This window comes from Bradyrhizobium sp. 1200_D9_N1_1, from assembly GCF_052075915.1.
GTDB lineage: Bacteria > Pseudomonadota > Alphaproteobacteria > Rhizobiales > Xanthobacteraceae > Bradyrhizobium > Bradyrhizobium diazoefficiens.
In genome coordinates, this window is sequence record NZ_CP197226.1 from 3967310 (window position 1) to 3983660 (window position 16351).

Here is a 16351-nt window from a genome sequence, read left to right on the forward strand (position 1 = left end):
TCTCACATCCAAGGAGATGTGAGATTGCCTTATCTGGTCTCACAATCTCACTCACATCCGCCTCTCTTTAGAGAGGCGGAGGAGTGTGAGACCAAAGGGGGAGAATGCAGAAGAAGGTATCGGCGGCGCGACGTGGTTGAGCTGCGCGGCCGCGTCTTGAGCACAAAAGGAGCCTGGAATATGGAAATGAAAAAGCGTCCATCCGAGAAAGAGCTGCGCCGCATTTTCAAGGAGCGTCCCGCGCTTAAGGCAGCGCGCGAATTGCTGTGGAAGATCGAGGCGGTTTCTTATTGTACCAGCTACGAGGACTGGGAGCTGGAGCTGTTCGGGGAACACACGATCGTCACCCCGGCTGTGTTCTGGGAATACCTAGCCATTGCTGGCCAGGACGGCGCCGATTTCGAGGATAGCCTGAAGGGTGGCATCGAGACCTTCAAAGCGATCCTTGCTGCGATGCCCAAAGAAGCGTTGCAAGCTGCGCCGGATAACGGTGGCCCGGCGCGAGATCAGCCAACTCTGGAGCAGCAGTGACTAGTGAGACGGCGCGCAAAAAACGCCTCAACCGCAGATGGCGCGAGCGCGCGAGGCAGCGGCCTTGCTGGGCGTGCTCACGATCCACTGACCACGACCGGGGGGTGTGCCGGAATTCAAAGCCTTGGGGGCGTCGGACCGCACGGGCTGGTCCGCGCGCACTAGGACCAAATTCCTAGGCGGGGGTTGGCCGATCTGCTATTGTAGAGATCAACTTCAAAGTTGAGGGCCGACACACATGGTCGTCAGGTTGACAGCGAGCGATCTGGAATATGGGCGGCGGATTGCCGCAATAAAGGCAGGGTGCCGGGTGGTTCGGCTTTCGCCCGAAATCGACGATCTGATTCCGATTGCTCGGCTGGAAAGGCGCATCCGCGAACTGTTGTGGCATCGCGACAAGGCCGAGAACGTTTTGGCTGCGCGCACACTGGTTCGAGAACAGGCGCGGTTGCAGCTTGCCTACGAAGCACGGCATGGCCGGCCAGCAGACACGAGGCACATGCCATGAACGTCCCAACTCCGGAAGAGCGCCGTGCGATCGAGGCTAAGGTTTCGCCACAGCAGCGAGCCGAGATCGAAGGCCTCGTCAAATCGCTGGCACCGGTGATCGGCGAATTCGTGCTGAAAGCGACCGCGCCGCTGAAAGCCCGGATCAAGGAACTCGAGTCGCGCCCGGCGCTGCGCTACCTGGGCATTTGGGATGCATGGCGAACGTATCCGCCGGGCTCCTTCGTCACCCATGCGGGTTCGGTTTGGCATGCCGAGACGGAAAACACAGGCGTCCGGCCGGGTGAAGGCGGATTTTGGAAACTGGCAGTTAAGCGCGGAGGCTCGAAATGACGTTCGAAGAGGCACTGCAATTGTTAATCGATCGTCGGAACGAGGCATTGGTCAAGCATGGAAATTACCTGCTGCTCGACAAAGGCATGAGCGTCGATGATGCGGCATTTCGCGAATCGATGCTGCGCTATGCCGGTGATCTCGAAGAGTGGCGCATGTGGGCAACGCAGGAAGTCGCCACCCGCGCGTTCGGTGCGACGACGGCCCAATCGACGGAACGACACTAGACGCGTCCCTCGCACGTCGTCAGGAACGGCAGCAAAAGCACCGAATGGATGGCGACGGTGGCGGCGTCATCGGTTGTTGCGGCGGCTCTGACTCAGTGGCTTGTCCGGATAGCCAAATGGGATTCCGCGCGGGCGCTGATGTCGTCACTGGGCCTTGCGACGCGCAGGCGCGGTCGCTGGCCGCAACTCCATGCTGGATACGCCCGCTGTAATGTTCACGCCTGTCTGACCCTGAACGGATAGTGGCTGCAAAGCGACCGTGCGGTCGGAGCCGCCGATCAGGAGGTTGGCACCCACTCCGGCGCCGACCGTGCCACCGGCGGACGCACCGGCATAGGTTCCTGCCAATGCCGCCCGGCGCAGTGTAGTCGGTGCAAAAACGGCCCAAGTCAGCTTGCCGCCGGACGTGGCGCCGATGTCGAGCCCAAGCGTACTGACGGTGCCTTCATAAGCCTCGCGCGCCCTGCCTCTCGCCGATGCGTAGACGCAGCTCAGTTGCCGCTGTCCAGCGACAATCATGCCAACGCCCGGCGATATGTTGCAGGTGAGCGTGCCGACCTGCGTTCGTCCAGCCTGCTGAGCCGTAGCAGGAACAATGGCCAGGGCGAGCACTAGGGCGGCGCACGCGATTGGTCTGTTCAGCATTGCTTTGTTCATCGGGCGGCCTCCAACGACGTATTCTGGTGCTCCCTAACGCGGACCAGCATTGCGATGTTCCTGTTTCTCGCACGTGCGAAGCCGAAAGGCGGGCTGAGCGCAGAGCTGTCGCGGCCAGAGAGCTACGAATAAAGGCTAGATCAATTATCAGGACCAACAAGGAGACCGGGTTCGCTCCGCCGTGCCGAACTACCGCGCGGCGTAAGCTGATGCGTTCGCACAACGGGCATCGTTGCGCCGGTGTCGTATTGTTCGCTTGCGATCCGCTCGATCGTCGAGCGATGTCTCTTGAAGGTTTCGACAACGTCGTTTGGGCTGGACCCGTCTGCCGCAGCCCGATCCCGCAGGGCGGCTAAATCCACTCTGCAATCGATGCGGTCGTCGCCCGCAAACATCGCAAAGAACAACGCTTCATTGTTCGCGGCATCAACTCGCCAGATGGATCAGAGGTAAGGGGCATCCTCGGCAACTCCGTCGCTCAGTCTTCGATAAAAAGCTAGGGCAACGGATGAACTAAGGCCACCGCCGCAACGGCCCCTTCGACTTGGTCGGTCGAAGCGACCCGATCTGTAATCTCCTTGCCAAAGGATGATCGAATTCACATGCGCGGCGTATTCACATGCGCGGCGTTACTGATGCCGTGGCTCTTGCCGAGGAATGTGAGGCACCTTCCTTGATCTATCTCAAGCAGCGCGCACCTCCATGCCGGACCATCGGGCCATGCCCGAACCTGACAAGCAGACCGAGGGTAAGGAAGCCAAGCCATCACGGCTGAACGAGGCGCGGCGCATCATCGAGGAGTATGCCGCCGAGCTGCGGGAGATCATCCAGAAGCTCCGGCGTAAGTTGAACTAAGGCCGGGTCGGTAGTCCGCTCGTCGAGCCAGAGCGGACCAGATTTGCTCAATCTGAGTTCTTCGCGTTTTGACCCGAAGCTGTCCTCCGCACTTGCGTTGGAGCATTCGCGCCTTGGGTGCGACTGCCATCGAGACATGTTAGTCTCCGCCGGTCGTCCTCAAGCCTTGATGAGGATCGAATGTACCGGCGGAATTTGATAGCGAGTACTGCGGCACTGCTTGTTTCGCCACGGCATTCGTGGGCACAGGGGCCGCCTCGCCGGATTGGTTATCTTGATACTGCGCCCCTGTACTTGCCAAACTTCAAGGTGTGGCAGGACAGCCTGCGCGATCATGGCTGGATCGAAGGGAAGAACCTGATCGTTGATTACCGGTCGGCCGAGGGGCACGCCGCGCGCGTAGCGCCTCTAGCGAACGAGCTTGTCGCGCTCAAGCCCGATGTGCTCGTTGGCCCGAGCGCGCCGGAAGCCTTAGCCCTGAAATCGGCAACTGCCAGCATTCCGATTGTTTTCGCCGCTGTGGCCGACCCCGTGCGGCTTGGCCTCGTCCAAAGCCTGTCGCATCCCGGCGGCAACATAACGGGTCTGGCATCCATCGTACCGGGAAATATCGTCAGCAAAAGGATACAAATCCTGCGGGAGATCGTCCCTGCCGCCTCAAAAATTGCGATCTTGGTCAACCCGAGCAATGCAGATCACGGGTTGTTCGTAGCCGAGGAGTTGCCCGAAACTACTCGGAAGCTGGGCGTGACTTTCCAGGTACTGGAGGCGACCACGGTGGAGGAACTCGACATTGCCTTTACCTCCGCCGCGGCCCAGCACGCCGATGCAATTATTCCTCTTGGCAGCGAATTGACCGTTAACAACGTCGCACGAGTTACCGCGCTGGCGGCGGAGCATCGTCTGCCCGCGGTCTACGTCTTCCGACTGTTCGCCATCAATGGCGGTTTGGTTTCATACGGCGCCGATATAACCGACCTGCTCCGGCGTGCAGGCGACTACGTCGATAAAATTCTCAAAGGCACCAAGCCTGCCGATCTGCCGGTCGAGCAGCCGACCAAGTTCGATCTGGTGATAAACCTCAAGGCCGCAAAGGCGCTTGGCCTCGAAATACCTGCCTCATTGCTCGCCCGTGCCGACGAGGTGATCGAATAGAGATGCGAGATGCCGTTGCCAGGTAGTGGCCCCAAGGCGAAGTGGTCCAATCGGCCGTTGAGGCCCGCTGTTAGTTGCAGATCGGACCTGCCGCTCTGCTCACAGCTCGCGCTCCATCGCCGGATGCTGCCGGTTCTTCACTTTAACCCAGTACTTGCTCCGCCCGGACTGATACGGCCGGTCCCGCCGTTTCGATACCAGCCCTTCAAGACCTAGCTTGCAGGCCGCTCGAAACAAATCAGGCCCAAGCTCGCCCCGTTCAAAAGGATTGATGAAGACGCCCTCGGGACGCCGCGCCAGCAGGCGCTCCAAGTTCGTCTTCCGCATCGACAGCGGGAGCATGCGGAGGTCGTTACCGCCTTCGGCGAGAATATCGAAGGCGCAGAACTGCACTTCGTGATCGTGCTTGCGCGAGTGCAGCGCGTTGAAATCTGAAATGCCATCGACGCCTAGCACAACCGCTTCGCCGTCGAGCACGAATTGCTTCTGGCGGACCTTACGTGCGGCCTCCACGATCCACGGATAACGGTTCGCCCAATTGTAGCCGCCACGCGTGATCAGGCGCACGCGGTCGCCGTCGCGCTCCAAGCGGAGGCGGTAACCGTCATACTTGACTTCATGCAGCCAATCGGCGCCGTCCGGGACCGTAGTGCCCTTGGTCGGCAGGCAAAACTCAAATGAACCCATGCGGGAAAAATAGGCATTCGCGGCTTTGATTGCGAGATTGGACCGGCGAAAGGGACACATTTAAAAACGTTGGGGCCGGCGCTACGGCCTCGGCGGCAGATCAGGAGAGATTTCGCTGCCGCCGCTCTCCCTGATAGCCTGCTCCACCGCCGATGCGAGCACGTCAAGGTGATCGGCCAATCTGGCAAACAACTCGCGCTTCTTGGGATCAGTTGCCAAGTCGCGGATGAGGGCGCACTCAGCAGCGTCTCGCCTAAGCTTCTCCAACCGAGCCTGCATGTCTTGCATCTGCGGCCTCGATGTTCCGGTGCAGGAACATTACAAATACCTGCCTCGGGTCACAAGTGAACACAGCAATCTTGCCGACTGGGACTAGCCTCCAATTGCATGGCGCTCCTGGAGGCGCCAGCCGTCGGACCGCCTTGGCCTCGCACATGCTCCAGCCCCTAGGGGCCAAGGCTGGCCCGAGGGGCTTTGCTGCATCAAGGTGTGAGAGCCTGCCGTCCCGATCGCTAGGAGCGATGGCGCGCTGGAAACGCAAGACCTCAAGGCTTTGGGCTGTAGGTCCGCCGCGATGCGCTTAAACGGACTTTCGATGCTTGTCGGCTATCGCCCTTGGCTGTGTGCAAACGGATGGTCGGCACGCGGCCGTGGGTCGCCAATCACTGCAGGCGGCTGAGGTTCTCGCGTCGGATCGCCCAATGACGGCCAAAGCGGGTATCGCGAGGCGGTATTGCGCTTTTGGACGTACTTTCCGGCCTTCAGACGGCGCGGATGGCTGCAATCAGGCGCGGTTTGCCGACGATGTTCATCACCCGCGTGAGGTTATAAGCGAGAACATGCAGCGCCATCTCAGCGGCAACATTCCGTAAGCGCTTCATCAGGAAGTGGGTCGCACCCATACGGGCTTTGATCGTGCCGAAGGGATGCTCGACCGTCTCGCGCCGCGTCCGCATGGCTTTGGGATTGGAATCGAGCCGTCTCTGGACCTCCTCGACTACATGTTCATGCTCCCAACGAGTGATGCGGCGCTCCTTGGATGGCGTACATTGGCTCTTGATTGCGCAGCCTTGGCACGCTGCTGTCGACCAGTAACGGCGCAGCGTCATTCCATGCTCGATGTTGGTATAGCGATAGGGCAGCAGTTGGTCGGACGGGCAGCGGTAGACGTCCTCATCAGACAGGTAGGCGAAGTCCTGTTTGCCGAACCGACCCTCCGCCTTGGCGTTCGACGTCATGGGCTTGGGCAGCGTGACTGCAACACCAGCCTCTTTGCAGGCCAATATCTCCTCTCCGTCAAAGTAGCCACGGTCGGCGACCGCCTCGAGTTTGTCCACTTCGAGCACTTCTTTGGCTTGCTTCGACATCCGAGCAAGCTGCCCACGGTCGTTGCCGACGTTGATGACCTCATGCGTAACAATCAGATGGTGTTCGGTGTCCACCGCGACCTGGACATTGTAGCCGACGACACCCGATCCGCGTCCGCTGGTGGTCATCGAACGGGCATCCGGATCGGTCAGCGATATCTGTTGATCCGGCGTGTTGCGCATCTGCGCGTCAAGCACTTCCAGGCGGCTCATCTCCTGCTTCAGTCGAGCGATCTTTTCCTTGATCCTCGTTGTCTTGATGCGGATCGCTTCCGATGGCTCCTGCCGATCGGCGCTATCCAGTTGACGCAGATATCGCCCGACGCTTTCCTCGATCTGCGCCATCCGCCTCGCCATCTTGGCATGTGTGAAGTTGCGATCGCGGTTGTTCACTGCCTTGAACTTGCTGCCATCGATTGCGACGCTTGGGGTCTGCAACAGGCCCATTTGCCGGCATAGCGCAACGAACTTCGCACAAACCTTCCGAAGCGCCGCACCATTGTCCTTCCGGAAATCGGCGATCGTCTTATGATCGGGAGCCAGGCGGCCGATCAGCCACATCACCTCGATATTGCGGCACGCCTCACGTTCCAGGCGGCGACTGGATTGCACCCGATTGAGATAACCGTAGATGTAAAGCTTCAGAAGGACTGCTGGATGATAGGAAGGCCGGCCCGTCTCCTTGGCGATCACACGCTCAAATCCCATTCCATGCAGGTCGAGCGCCTCGACAAACACGTCGATCACATGGACCGCGTTGCCCTCGTCTACCCAATCCTCCAGACATTCCGGCAAGAGCGTCAGCTGGGATCTGTCCGCGCCTTCAACGAAGCGTCCCATCCGTATCCTCCATCAGAAAACGGAGGAATCGTAACCGACTCGCGGCTTTTCACACAGCCAGGGTCCGTAACCGGACGTAGGGCTGCGCTTCGCCGCTTGTGACCCATGGCGGGCTTCTCGCGCCACATGCGCTTGTCCAATTAACTAAAGTTATCGCGGGGCCATTTGCTCTGCGTGATAATTTCTTCAAACGGAGACACCAAATGAGCAAGAAGCGTCGACGTTTCAAGCAGACCACTTCTCTGCAAGATCGGCTGAGCGATTTCGCTTGTGAACTCCGCGAGGAAGCTCGTGCGCATCCTCCCGGTCCAGAAAGAGAAGAACTACTCAAGAGGGCGCGCGGGGCCGATACCGCTGCTCTTTGGGACGAGTGGCTTCGCTCGCCGGGGCAGACCCCGCCGATCTTGTAGTATTCTCAGGATAGCGGCAGAAGTCTTGCTTTACGCCAAATGAGTAAGATGAGTTATTCTTCGGGCGGTCCCGAACCAGCGGCTAATCTACGTTCACTTTTGAACCGAAGCGACTTGTGGTAGTTTACGGATATCACCGGCCAAGGCTCTGCCCTGTAGGCGTCGGTGGCTGAGAGACCGAGAGTGCTCCCGCCTGCACATTGAGGGAGCGGCTTATGTCCGAGTCTTCCAAAAACTTAGAATTGCTTACTCGCCATTCTCGTATGGCAACGCGGGAAGCCGAATTGCTCGCGCGGGCTAGAGAAGCGCTCGCAAAATCCGAAGCGCTACTACAACAGAGCGTCCCCTCGACGTTTATTGGGAAGCAACAAAGCCTGCCCGCCAAGGAATAGAGCTGGTCACCATTCTAAACCTCGACGCGCACGTCTTTTGTTGGCCCATAGGCGACCTTCAACCATGTCTGCTGTTTGTGCTGCTGTTGAGTGATGAGCGGACATCTGGATCGTCCAAACTAAGCGCGTGAATGCGCCCCAGATCGGCGATCCTCTGGAAGCGACCGGACGTAAACGCAAACTAGATCACTTATGTTTGCCTGCGTAGCCGCACATACGTGCCGCTCTCATGCAGCTCCAACCAGCCGCGCTCCTGCGCCAATGCGACTGCGGCGCTGAATTGTTCGCCGGTGCCACCCTGTTTCAGGAAAGGCACATTGATCAGCTCGATGAAGACGCGTCCGTCCTGCACGGGTTGAATGCCGCTGGCGATCTCGACCAGCGTGCGGGCGGCGGTTTCGGGGTCGGCTAAGGGGCGAGCAGAAGCATATTTCATGGTGGCGAGGGATACATTGAGTCGCCGTAGCTGACCAACCAAGTGGGCGCCTTGGCCTTCGCCCAGGAAGTTACTTCGGCTCTTTGCCTGCCATCGAATTCGCGAGCGCCCAAGCTAAGCTCCAGGTCTTTTGAATGAATGTACTGGATTGCGCCGATTGTGATCGAGGCGCGATTTGAAGCCGCAACGAAAGCCGAATCGCGCTTCGGAGAGTAAAATTAGTTCTGCGCCATAATCATAATGACTCCGACGCAAAAATAGAAAATAGGGTGGAAAAACAAAAAGGGTTGGGAGGAGTAGGTGAATACTGCGAGTCGCCTGCGCGCGATGGCATCGCTGTGCCGTGAGACTGCCGCGCATCACCCCGATAGAAGTTGGAAACTGCTCGCCGAAGCTGAGTATTGGGAGCATTTGGCCAACGATGCGCTGCGCGATCAGTCGTGCACATCTTCCTTCCCGCTCCCAGTAATCGGAGATAATGCGAACACCACGCAATCGGCGCCCGGTATGGCGGCATGACCGTTTTCGGTTACTTTCCTGGCCGGAGGGGCACCCTCAAAACTCGTCGCGCAAGTACCAGCAACTCAGCAGTTGGAATCGCACTTACATTACGAAAAAGCTGAACTAATCTTTTTGGCAGGGGCTGCGTTCATGGATAGCGTAGAGCGGTGCTTCGCCGCAATGACGGCAATCGGTTTCTTTGTGACCGTCGTCGGAATGATATTGCTGCAAACGATGTGAGTTCTGCTTGGCCAGCTCGCGACGAAGGCTCCGCGCAGCGGCAACGCACCTGCAGCTTACGAGCAAGTAAAGCCCGTCTCAGTTTGTGGCCTCTTGCATGATGCATTTCCAGCCATGGCGGCACGGCCGACAATCGGCTGGCTGTGCTTCTCATGAGAGCAAAAGCAGTCATCGTTGTCCCGCGCGGTGCCAGCGCTCGCAATCGCGGGAAACGTGGAGCGCCCTATATTTAGTTAATTTTTCGGGAGGTTCGCGTGCGGACTATCCTCCTAGTTATTGGGCTATGGCTACTGATCAACGTTTTGTTTGTTGTGATCACGATGCCCCCTCGCAGGCGACGCTTGCCGCCTCGACCAGCGTGGCCAACGTGGAACGAAGCATTGGATGCAATCAGGCGCTTGCTGAAAATACGACTCCGTTAAAAGGTCAGACGATTGCGCTGTCATTTGAACCAGTCAAACACCGGACTATCACCCGTCAATTTAATCTGCGAGACTTTCAATCCGACACAAACAATGGCTTGCGAAGAACAGGCCCGAAGGAGGTTTCGCAGTGGAAAAGGTGCGACGATTGCGCGCGATGGGTTCGCTGTGCCGTCAACAGGCCGCGTACAACAGCATGAACAAATGGAAACTGCTCGCGGACGCGGAATGCTGGGAACACTTGGCTGAGCTTGAGCTGTCGTCCCACTTCCAGGAATGCAACGTCGCTAGCTCAATCAGCTCGCTTGATCCGGCCGGATGAGAAAACGCCTGCAACACGGTGATGAAAACCGACTCACGGCCAACTGTACAAACATCGGGGGCGTTCAATGAGTAAACCTAATCGGGCGTACAACCGCGTTGTCCTGTGCCTGCGTGCTCAGGCGCTTCTTTTTCAGCTTGCCGAACTTGAGACCCTTCGAGGCCGAGTGCGAGAGGCCGAGGAGAATACAGCTCTCGATCAATCGGCAGACCCAGGGAAGTCGACCATTCACTGATTGATCGCAGGTCGTCGAGCGCGCGCTGCTGGGACGCCCCACCGGGCGCACGGCCGATCAGCCCTCAATGTGTTTCACCGTCGAAATCGGCCAGCGACCTTCATGTCCCGTGATCGAGATGCGGAGTCCGTGGTCATCATCGAGGAAGACGCGATCAATTGTGCCAGCCTTGCCGTCGGTCAAAACGACAGTCTTGCCGACTAGCTCCGTCTCGGCCTCGTGCAGTTCGCGCAAGATGTTCATCGCTCGCGCGTCGCCGGTACTTGCAGCACTCACGAATGCACCCTGTTTGGTGCGAATTCTTGTATTCTACCACTCTGGTACTTTGACGCGACACGCAATCGGAGAGTTCCAGGGCGCGTGAATTGAATTCTGAAGCGCTCTCTTGAGTCTCACACTTGTTATCTTCACTACAGTCATGGCCTTTCGGAACTCTTGCAGTCAGCAATGAGTTACAGAGCCGCCGACTGGATGGAGCATGAGCGGTCGCGTGCGCGATAGCACGTGCCGGTTTCTCGATCGCGCCGGTCGGCAGCACATGAACAGAGAGAGGCGACAATGAAGGCACCACTTCTTGCTGGCGCATTAATCATCGGATGCGCCGCCCCCGCACTGGCCGATGAGTACTATGTCGTGCAGGGTCCGAACCGCGAATGCACCGTTACCACGACGCGTCCGGCGGACAAGGAGGTCGTAACGCAGATCGGTCCGCTGGCTTTCAAGAGCCGCGTGGAAGCCGAAGATCGCATCAAGCAGACCAAAGTCTGCGAGGAAGGGACAGTCGGTAGTAGCAGCAGCACGACTGTCATCAAAGAGAAGCAGTAATCGATAGCCTCATTCTTGATTGAGTTTGGCGTCGGGAAAGGTCGCGCCATTTCTGTAGGCGCGACTTTTTGTTTTCCAGACCACCAAGTTAGACCGGCGATCCTCGGGCTCTAGTCATTCCGGACCCTGCAGCCTTTTTACCGAATTCCGCCACAACTGAATGAGCAAATGCACGCATGCTCAAAGCCACCCAATGCGATCACTGCGAAGATGAGTTCGCGCCAGAAGAGCTAACCGTTCTCGCGCCACCGGCCGGGGACAGCGAGGTGATCTGCGCTCGGTGCATCGAGATCAAGCTCCGTCGAGCTGTCGCGAAGTTGGCGCGCGGTCATAATTGATGCTCCAGGCACGCGAAGATCGCGCCTTGGTTATCGAATAGAGAGATTGCACGGTCCAGCCCAAGCCAGCCGCTTACGTGATTGAGTTAACGTATCATGTGCGACGCCAATCGCACGAATGTAAGAACCGTCGGGATAGCAAGTAGTGCAAATCCGATTGCAAAGAACAAGCAAACCAAGAGGCGAAGCCGCGGCTCGCTGTGATCTAAAGCCATATAGTGCAAGGTAAGCATGTCATTTCGATGCCCTTCAGTAGCTGCCGCTTTGCCGAAAGCACGGACGAACCATTGAACTAGGCGGCGACCAGACACCAACGACTGCGCAATTGCGATTGGATCGGGACGTCCTTCGAGGTCGTAGAAAGGTTCATCAGGATTCAATGATGATGCGTCATCTGACTGCGTGCTCTCGGTTGGCGGGCTCTCTTCGCGAGCGGGAAACAGTGCTGGAGGCACGTCGTTGAACACCTCCAAGATGGCTACGTAACATAGATTGGTGAAGTCGATAGGCCAGCCTGCGCGTCGCACAAAATCCGACATTTTGTACGTTAAGGGATCGTCGCCAGACCAAACCAAATAGTGAGTGGAGATCGCTGACACACTTAGCGCGATGCGCGAGGGGGTGACTATCGCGCTTTCTGCCTGCACGCATTCGGTCGGTGATGCATAGTCCTTCACCATTTGCGGGCAGAACAGCGTGAACAGGGCTGATCCAAAGCCAAGAAATGTCAGCCCGAAATACACATAATAGAGCCTAGATAGCGTCAACTGGCGTGCCGCCTCAGCCGCTCCGCTTTCCGGAATGTTCACCCAACGTCGGACCAAGTCCGGGGACAAGGTTAGGACATCGACGACGTATTGATTGAAGAGGAGCAAGGAACCAAGAAACGGTATTGCGATGGTCAATGAAAGAAGGCGCGAATGACCGATGCGTCGTATTGCGGACCAAGGCACTCCCGCAATGGGACGGCTGTTAACGACATTCCACTTAAGGCTCCCCAGCCTTGTGAGAAGATCAGGCTTCATTGTAATTCGAGATCGAGATCACCGATAAGCTCATCCTTGTTTTTGATCCCAAGCCAGCGCCACCATCGCGGACGAAGGAGCGAGCGGAGAGATCAGCTTTGAGGAGCTGAGAAATCGAAATCTCTGAGCTTGCTCATCTTGGCGTTTATCGGCCCAAAGGGCGTTTGAATGGTCAGGATGGTGCCGGAGGCAAAATCCGCAGGTACGGTAAAATTCAACGAGACCGGGGTGGGTGTCGCAACGCCGCCCACGCCAGTGATCAGTTGGATGCCGGGCTGGATCACGTACTTCAGATGAAAGTTGAAGCCACCATCAGCCCTTGGCTCGACAGAACCATCGTATTGCAAGCCGCCGGTATCAACTCCGACAAGCGAGCCAGAATTGACTGCGAGCAGCACCACAGTGTTGCCGCCCCGACCAGTCAGATATGCAGCATAGAAGCCGTCCATAACTCAATCTTTCACGGAGGTGGAGGGTATGGATTGTTGGGCGGGGGTTGCTGCACGACTGTGAGCGGGACAACTGCCTTTCCCTCGGCGAGCCGGATCGCGTAGTCCTGCACGGCATCCAGCTTGTTTTCCCGCACCGCCCACGCTTGGGGGGCATATCCGCCATGGAGGATCTCAATCTCACCCTTGGTGATGCCTAGGTGCGCCGCGATCTTCACCAGTAAGATGGCCAGTAGTTCCGAGCGGCGATCATTCCAGCCCTTGGCGTGCTCTTCGCTCTCGGTCTGCGCCTTAGTATTGAGGTGGGTCAGATAAGCTGACCACGCTTCGATGACAGGTTTTACTCCATGAAACTCGACTTCGACGAGATTGATTGCGGCGACATGATCTTGGGACACGTTGGAGCGCCGAGTGGCCATGAGCACCCGGTAGACATGCAGCAGTCTGTTGCGAGCCTCTCGTCGCTGATCATTCCAGCGCGTAATGAAGACGGCCGCGACTGGGCCGACTATTGTTGCGAGCACAACGGCCCAAGTATCAATGTTCATCTCGACAAGGTGCCCGGCGCTTGTTTGCCAATCAAGGGCTGCCAAATTAGCTTTCCACAACCCCTTTGCGGCCAGTCGCGGTCATGGCTTAGAAGGCGGGTCGGAGCGCTTACCGTGCCATGTGCCCGTGTAAGCCTCCTAAGCTGTTCGGGACACTATAGAGACACCGAACAGCCAAGTATTTGATCATTCTAATCTTTTTCGCAGCTCCTCTCTCCCACAAGGGGAGAGCGCTAGGTGGGGGCACCGCGCTTATGGGGTTCTTCCAGCCGCCACGGGGCCGAAAGGCTAATCTATGCGCCCCGCACTCAGAAACCGTCGAATTTTCGCGCGCATTGCTTTGTCTGCCAACTGCGTTCGGACAGGCCCAAAAAGTACTTGAAGGTTCAAAGGCGTCCGAGGCTGCATTTTGTCCGAATTGCCCTTGAAAGTATTCAGTCGCCGAAACCCTTCCAAGCTGAATACGAGGGTTCGATTCCCTTCACCCGCTCCAATGTTTTCAATGGCTTAGCGCGTCAAGAGTTTTCCATTCTGACAAGTCGCGCATTCTCATTCTGACAGACGTTCGCTTTCCTATCGCTTGTCTTGCGCGGCGCTTGACGCGTTTCACTTGCGCGTCTTGCTTTGCTTCATCGTCGTCATGCACATCAGGCGCCATGGCCGCTGCGTGACGTGTGCATCGAGAGGTCAAGAAAGACCTATTGAACGCAAATGTCAGCAGTCCTTCCACGGCGCACCAGATGACTGGAGCGAGGAACAGCCGCCCCGGCGATGATCAAGAGATGATCAAGAGAAAGAGAGATGTGAGAGATCTCACACGGGAACTTCGAGTCTTGCACTAGTCAGAGCTTCGACTCTCTCAGAACCAACGGAGGTTCGCGTGAAGCTCCTGATGATCTCTGGCTTGGCCGTGTTCGCGGTTTTCGTGGCCGCGACGAATATGCTGCGATCGCATCCATTACCGGTAAGTCGCACATCGGTAGCAGGGGTGCCGGTGCAAGAGATGCAAGGACAAGCGCAACAAGGCAAACTGCCGGTTGAAGATTTCGTAGATCGATCTCTTGTGTTTCCAAGGGGAACACAGGAGTAGACGCGTCTCAACCAATCGTGGCCGAGCTGGACGTCTTGGTCGGCTCGTATGTTCTCGAACGGCTATGCGCCAGCGGCTGGTCGGGTCGCGAGCGCAGCAATTGTCGCAGGCGCTGTCTCAAGGACCCATGAAAATCGGGTTGATCCCGATGGGATCGCCGAGCAGTCCCAGGGATTGAAGCTGCGCGCTGTGGATATCGATTTCAAGGACAGCCAAGAGCAGCGCTAACACGACGGCGATGTAGACGAGCAGTGCCGACGCATCCTGGCTGTCGGGATCGCGATTTCGCGGCGGCGACGCGCGAAAGTGCCACAACCGCGCGATGAGCTGCAGATAGGCTTTCGGGTGTACTTGCATGTCCGGCCTCGCTCTCTGAGGCGCCTTTCGCAAGACTGCGACCACGTCGATCGCCAATCAAGGCGCCGCTTGTCGCACCTGGAACCGAATATGAGCTACCCCCGTTGAGCTGGATCAAATGGGTGCGCTTTTGCCCAGAGGCCAGGCCAGTCGGCCACGGACACGCCACGGAAGATCTCCACAGAACGATCGCCGGCAAGAAGCGCGGGACGTCACGGGACGGCATTTGGCCATGGTGCAAAGGCCGGGCAAAATGGCACGGTGGGTGCTTTGCTGTGAGTGTCTCCGACGGCCAATGGATTTGACCTTGCGTCTCGCCACCGCCCTTCTGACGGCATCGCTGCTTCTTCCACTGCGGCCCGCGCAGGCGCAATTGGCGGGGCACGGCGGGCCTGTCCGCGCAATCGCCGTTTCGAGCGATGGTAAGACGGTTTTGTCGGGGAGCTTCGACACGGCAGCGATCCGATGGTCCCTGGCAACCGAGTCGGCCGAGCAGGTCCTTCGCTTCCATTCGGGTGCGGTGAACGCGGCTGCCTTCCTCGGAGACGGACGAATGGCAACGGCTGGTGCGGACGGCCAGATTGCCATCTGGACGGCGGGCGGGCTGCAGCCAGACCAGGTTCTCGAAGGTCATACGGGACCCATTGTCGGACTCGTCGTCTCGCCCGATACATCGAAGCTCGCGTCGGCCTCGTGGGACCACACCGTGCGGATTTCATCCCTGTCCGATGGTGGGACGCGCGTGCTGCAAGGTCACTCGCAAAGCGTGAACGGTGTGGCCTTTGCCCCCGATGGAAAATCGCTGGTGAGCGTTGGCTACGATCTGACGGTGCGGATCTGGCCCTTGGCAGGCGGCAGCCCCGAGATCGTTGTGATGCCGGCGCCGCTGAATGCCGTCGCCATCTCGCCCGATGGCGAAATCGTCACCGGCGCGGCAGACGGGAAGCTGCGCATGATGACCGCCGATGGCAAGGAGAACGGCGAGGTCATGGCTGGCGCCAGGCCGATCGTGGCCCTGGCGATCTCGCAAGACGGGGCTTTGATCGCCACGGGGGCAATTGACGGCACCGTTGCGATCGTCGATCGCAAGGCGCGCAGCGTGATGCGCACGCTCGCCGGGCTCGGCGCGCCGGTCTGGTCGGTCGCGTTCCTGCCCGATGGTGCGACGCTCCTGACGGGCGGTGCTGACGGCAAGATCAGGCGCTGGAATGCACTGACCGGCGCGGCGATCGGGTCGAACGTGCTGGGCACGCCGGCGGATCCGCTCGCTGCCTATGTCGGCGATCACGGCGCCGAAATGTTCAGGGCCTGCGTTGCCTGCCATACATTGTCGGAGAATGAGGTACAGCGTGCCGGGCCGACGCTTGCGGGGCTCTTCGGCCGGAAGATTGCCTCGCTGCCGGGCTATCGGTTCACCGACGCGCTCAAGGCGATGGATATCGTCTGGACGCCGGAGACCGTGTCAAAACTGTTCGAGATCGGGCCGAACGCCTACACGCCCGGCACCAAGATGCCGGAGCAGCGGATCGGCTCGGCCGAGGATCGCCGCGCGCTCACGGACTTTCTGGCGCGTGCGACGTCGAAGTAGCCCGCAGCAACGCC

21 protein-coding genes are annotated in these 16351 nt (G+C 58.6%); 10 read left to right on the plus strand and 11 right to left on the minus strand.

Annotated features, from left to right (window positions below; all coding sequences use genetic code 11):
- Positions 1-180: 180 nt before the first annotated feature.
- From AB5K84_RS19030 to AB5K84_RS19045, 4 genes are all read left to right on the plus strand, one after another.
- Positions 181-531: a hypothetical protein gene (locus AB5K84_RS19030; RefSeq protein ID WP_441232579.1), complete on the plus strand. Its 351-nt coding sequence runs from the start codon at positions 181-183 to the stop codon at positions 529-531.
- Positions 532-769: 238 nt separating this feature from the next.
- Entirely contained in the window at positions 770-1039 is a 270-nt protein-coding gene (locus AB5K84_RS19035) for a hypothetical protein (RefSeq protein WP_441232580.1), read from the plus strand.
- Complete coding sequence (locus AB5K84_RS19040) at positions 1036-1371, plus strand: hypothetical protein (RefSeq protein ID WP_441232581.1); 336 nt, start codon at positions 1036-1038, stop codon at positions 1369-1371. The genes AB5K84_RS19035 and AB5K84_RS19040 overlap by 4 nt, the downstream gene beginning before the upstream one ends.
- Complete coding sequence (locus tag AB5K84_RS19045) at positions 1368-1598, plus strand: hypothetical protein (RefSeq protein WP_441232582.1); 231 nt, start codon at positions 1368-1370, stop codon at positions 1596-1598. Before AB5K84_RS19040 ends, AB5K84_RS19045 begins: the two co-directional genes overlap by 4 nt.
- Before the next feature lie 144 nt (positions 1599-1742).
- Here AB5K84_RS19045 and AB5K84_RS19050 read toward each other — a convergent pair whose 3' ends face one another.
- Together AB5K84_RS19050 and AB5K84_RS19055 are read right to left on the minus strand one after the other, a co-directional pair.
- Positions 1743-2255, minus strand: coding sequence for a DUF992 domain-containing protein (locus AB5K84_RS19050; protein ID WP_441232583.1), 513 nt, complete (start codon positions 2253-2255; stop codon positions 1743-1745).
- A gap of 140 nt (positions 2256-2395) precedes the next feature.
- On the minus strand, positions 2396-2695 hold the full coding sequence (locus AB5K84_RS19055; protein ID WP_441232794.1) for a DUF1488 family protein: 300 nt from the start codon (positions 2693-2695) through the stop codon (positions 2396-2398).
- 280 nt (positions 2696-2975) lie between these two features.
- On the opposite strand from AB5K84_RS19055, the gene AB5K84_RS19060 reads away from it, so the two are divergent.
- A complete protein-coding gene (locus tag AB5K84_RS19060; RefSeq protein ID WP_271598883.1) occupies positions 2976-3110 on the plus strand; it encodes a hypothetical protein in 135 nt (44 codons plus the stop codon).
- 294 nt (positions 3111-3404) lie between these two features.
- Positions 3405-4265: an ABC transporter substrate-binding protein gene (locus AB5K84_RS19065; RefSeq protein WP_441232584.1), complete on the plus strand. Its 861-nt coding sequence runs from the start codon at positions 3405-3407 to the stop codon at positions 4263-4265.
- 99 nt (positions 4266-4364) lie between these two features.
- On the opposite strand, the gene AB5K84_RS19070 is transcribed toward AB5K84_RS19065, so the two are convergent.
- From AB5K84_RS19070 to AB5K84_RS19085, 4 genes are all read right to left on the minus strand, one after another.
- Positions 4365-4952, minus strand: coding sequence for an ATP-dependent DNA ligase (locus tag AB5K84_RS19070; RefSeq protein WP_441232585.1), 588 nt, complete (start codon positions 4950-4952; stop codon positions 4365-4367).
- An 81-nt stretch (positions 4953-5033) separates the two neighbouring features.
- On the minus strand, positions 5034-5240 hold the full coding sequence (locus AB5K84_RS19075; RefSeq protein ID WP_441232586.1) for a hypothetical protein: 207 nt from the start codon (positions 5238-5240) through the stop codon (positions 5034-5036).
- 473 nt (positions 5241-5713) lie between these two features.
- Complete coding sequence (locus AB5K84_RS19080; RefSeq protein WP_441232587.1) at positions 5714-7159, minus strand: IS1182 family transposase; 1446 nt, start codon at positions 7157-7159, stop codon at positions 5714-5716.
- 992 nt (positions 7160-8151) lie between these two features.
- Positions 8152-8397, minus strand: a complete 246-nt coding sequence (locus AB5K84_RS19085) for a hypothetical protein (RefSeq protein WP_441232588.1) — start codon at positions 8395-8397, stop codon at positions 8152-8154.
- A 1293-nt stretch (positions 8398-9690) separates the two neighbouring features.
- Here AB5K84_RS19085 and AB5K84_RS19090 point away from each other — a divergent pair.
- Entirely contained in the window at positions 9691-9882 is a 192-nt protein-coding gene (locus tag AB5K84_RS19090; protein WP_441232589.1) for a hypothetical protein, read from the plus strand.
- 292 nt (positions 9883-10174) lie between these two features.
- On the opposite strand, the gene AB5K84_RS19095 is transcribed toward AB5K84_RS19090, so the two are convergent.
- Positions 10175-10360 carry a PRC-barrel domain containing protein gene (locus tag AB5K84_RS19095; protein ID WP_441232795.1) on the minus strand — a complete coding sequence of 62 codons (186 nt, stop codon included), beginning with the start codon at positions 10358-10360 and terminating at the stop codon, positions 10175-10177.
- Positions 10361-10675: 315 nt separating this feature from the next.
- Here AB5K84_RS19095 and AB5K84_RS19100 point away from each other — a divergent pair, with 315 nt between their 5' ends.
- On the plus strand, positions 10676-10942 hold the full coding sequence (locus AB5K84_RS19100) for a hypothetical protein (protein WP_441232590.1): 267 nt from the start codon (positions 10676-10678) through the stop codon (positions 10940-10942).
- Positions 10943-11366: 424 nt separating this feature from the next.
- Here the strand turns inward: AB5K84_RS19100 and AB5K84_RS19105 are convergent, their stop codons facing one another.
- The 3 genes from AB5K84_RS19105 to AB5K84_RS19115 form a co-directional block, all read right to left on the minus strand.
- A complete protein-coding gene (locus AB5K84_RS19105; protein ID WP_441232591.1) occupies positions 11367-12305 on the minus strand; it encodes a hypothetical protein in 939 nt (312 codons plus the stop codon).
- A gap of 92 nt (positions 12306-12397) precedes the next feature.
- Positions 12398-12754: a hypothetical protein gene (locus tag AB5K84_RS19110; protein ID WP_441232592.1), complete on the minus strand. Its 357-nt coding sequence runs from the start codon at positions 12752-12754 to the stop codon at positions 12398-12400.
- 11 nt (positions 12755-12765) lie between these two features.
- A complete protein-coding gene (locus AB5K84_RS19115) occupies positions 12766-13347 on the minus strand; it encodes a DUF6680 family protein (protein WP_441232593.1) in 582 nt (193 codons plus the stop codon).
- Between the two features lie 835 nt (positions 13348-14182).
- On the opposite strand from AB5K84_RS19115, the gene AB5K84_RS19120 reads away from it, so the two are divergent.
- Positions 14183-14392, plus strand: coding sequence for a hypothetical protein (locus tag AB5K84_RS19120; RefSeq protein ID WP_110116415.1), 210 nt, complete (start codon positions 14183-14185; stop codon positions 14390-14392).
- Between the two features lie 117 nt (positions 14393-14509).
- On the opposite strand, the gene AB5K84_RS19125 is transcribed toward AB5K84_RS19120, so the two are convergent.
- Complete coding sequence (locus AB5K84_RS19125; RefSeq protein WP_038967506.1) at positions 14510-14749, minus strand: hypothetical protein; 240 nt, start codon at positions 14747-14749, stop codon at positions 14510-14512.
- A gap of 295 nt (positions 14750-15044) precedes the next feature.
- On the opposite strand from AB5K84_RS19125, the gene AB5K84_RS19130 reads away from it, so the two are divergent.
- Positions 15045-16337 carry a c-type cytochrome gene (locus AB5K84_RS19130; RefSeq protein ID WP_038967505.1) on the plus strand — a complete coding sequence of 431 codons (1293 nt, stop codon included), beginning with the start codon at positions 15045-15047 and terminating at the stop codon, positions 16335-16337.
- Positions 16338-16351: the final 14 nt, after the last annotated feature.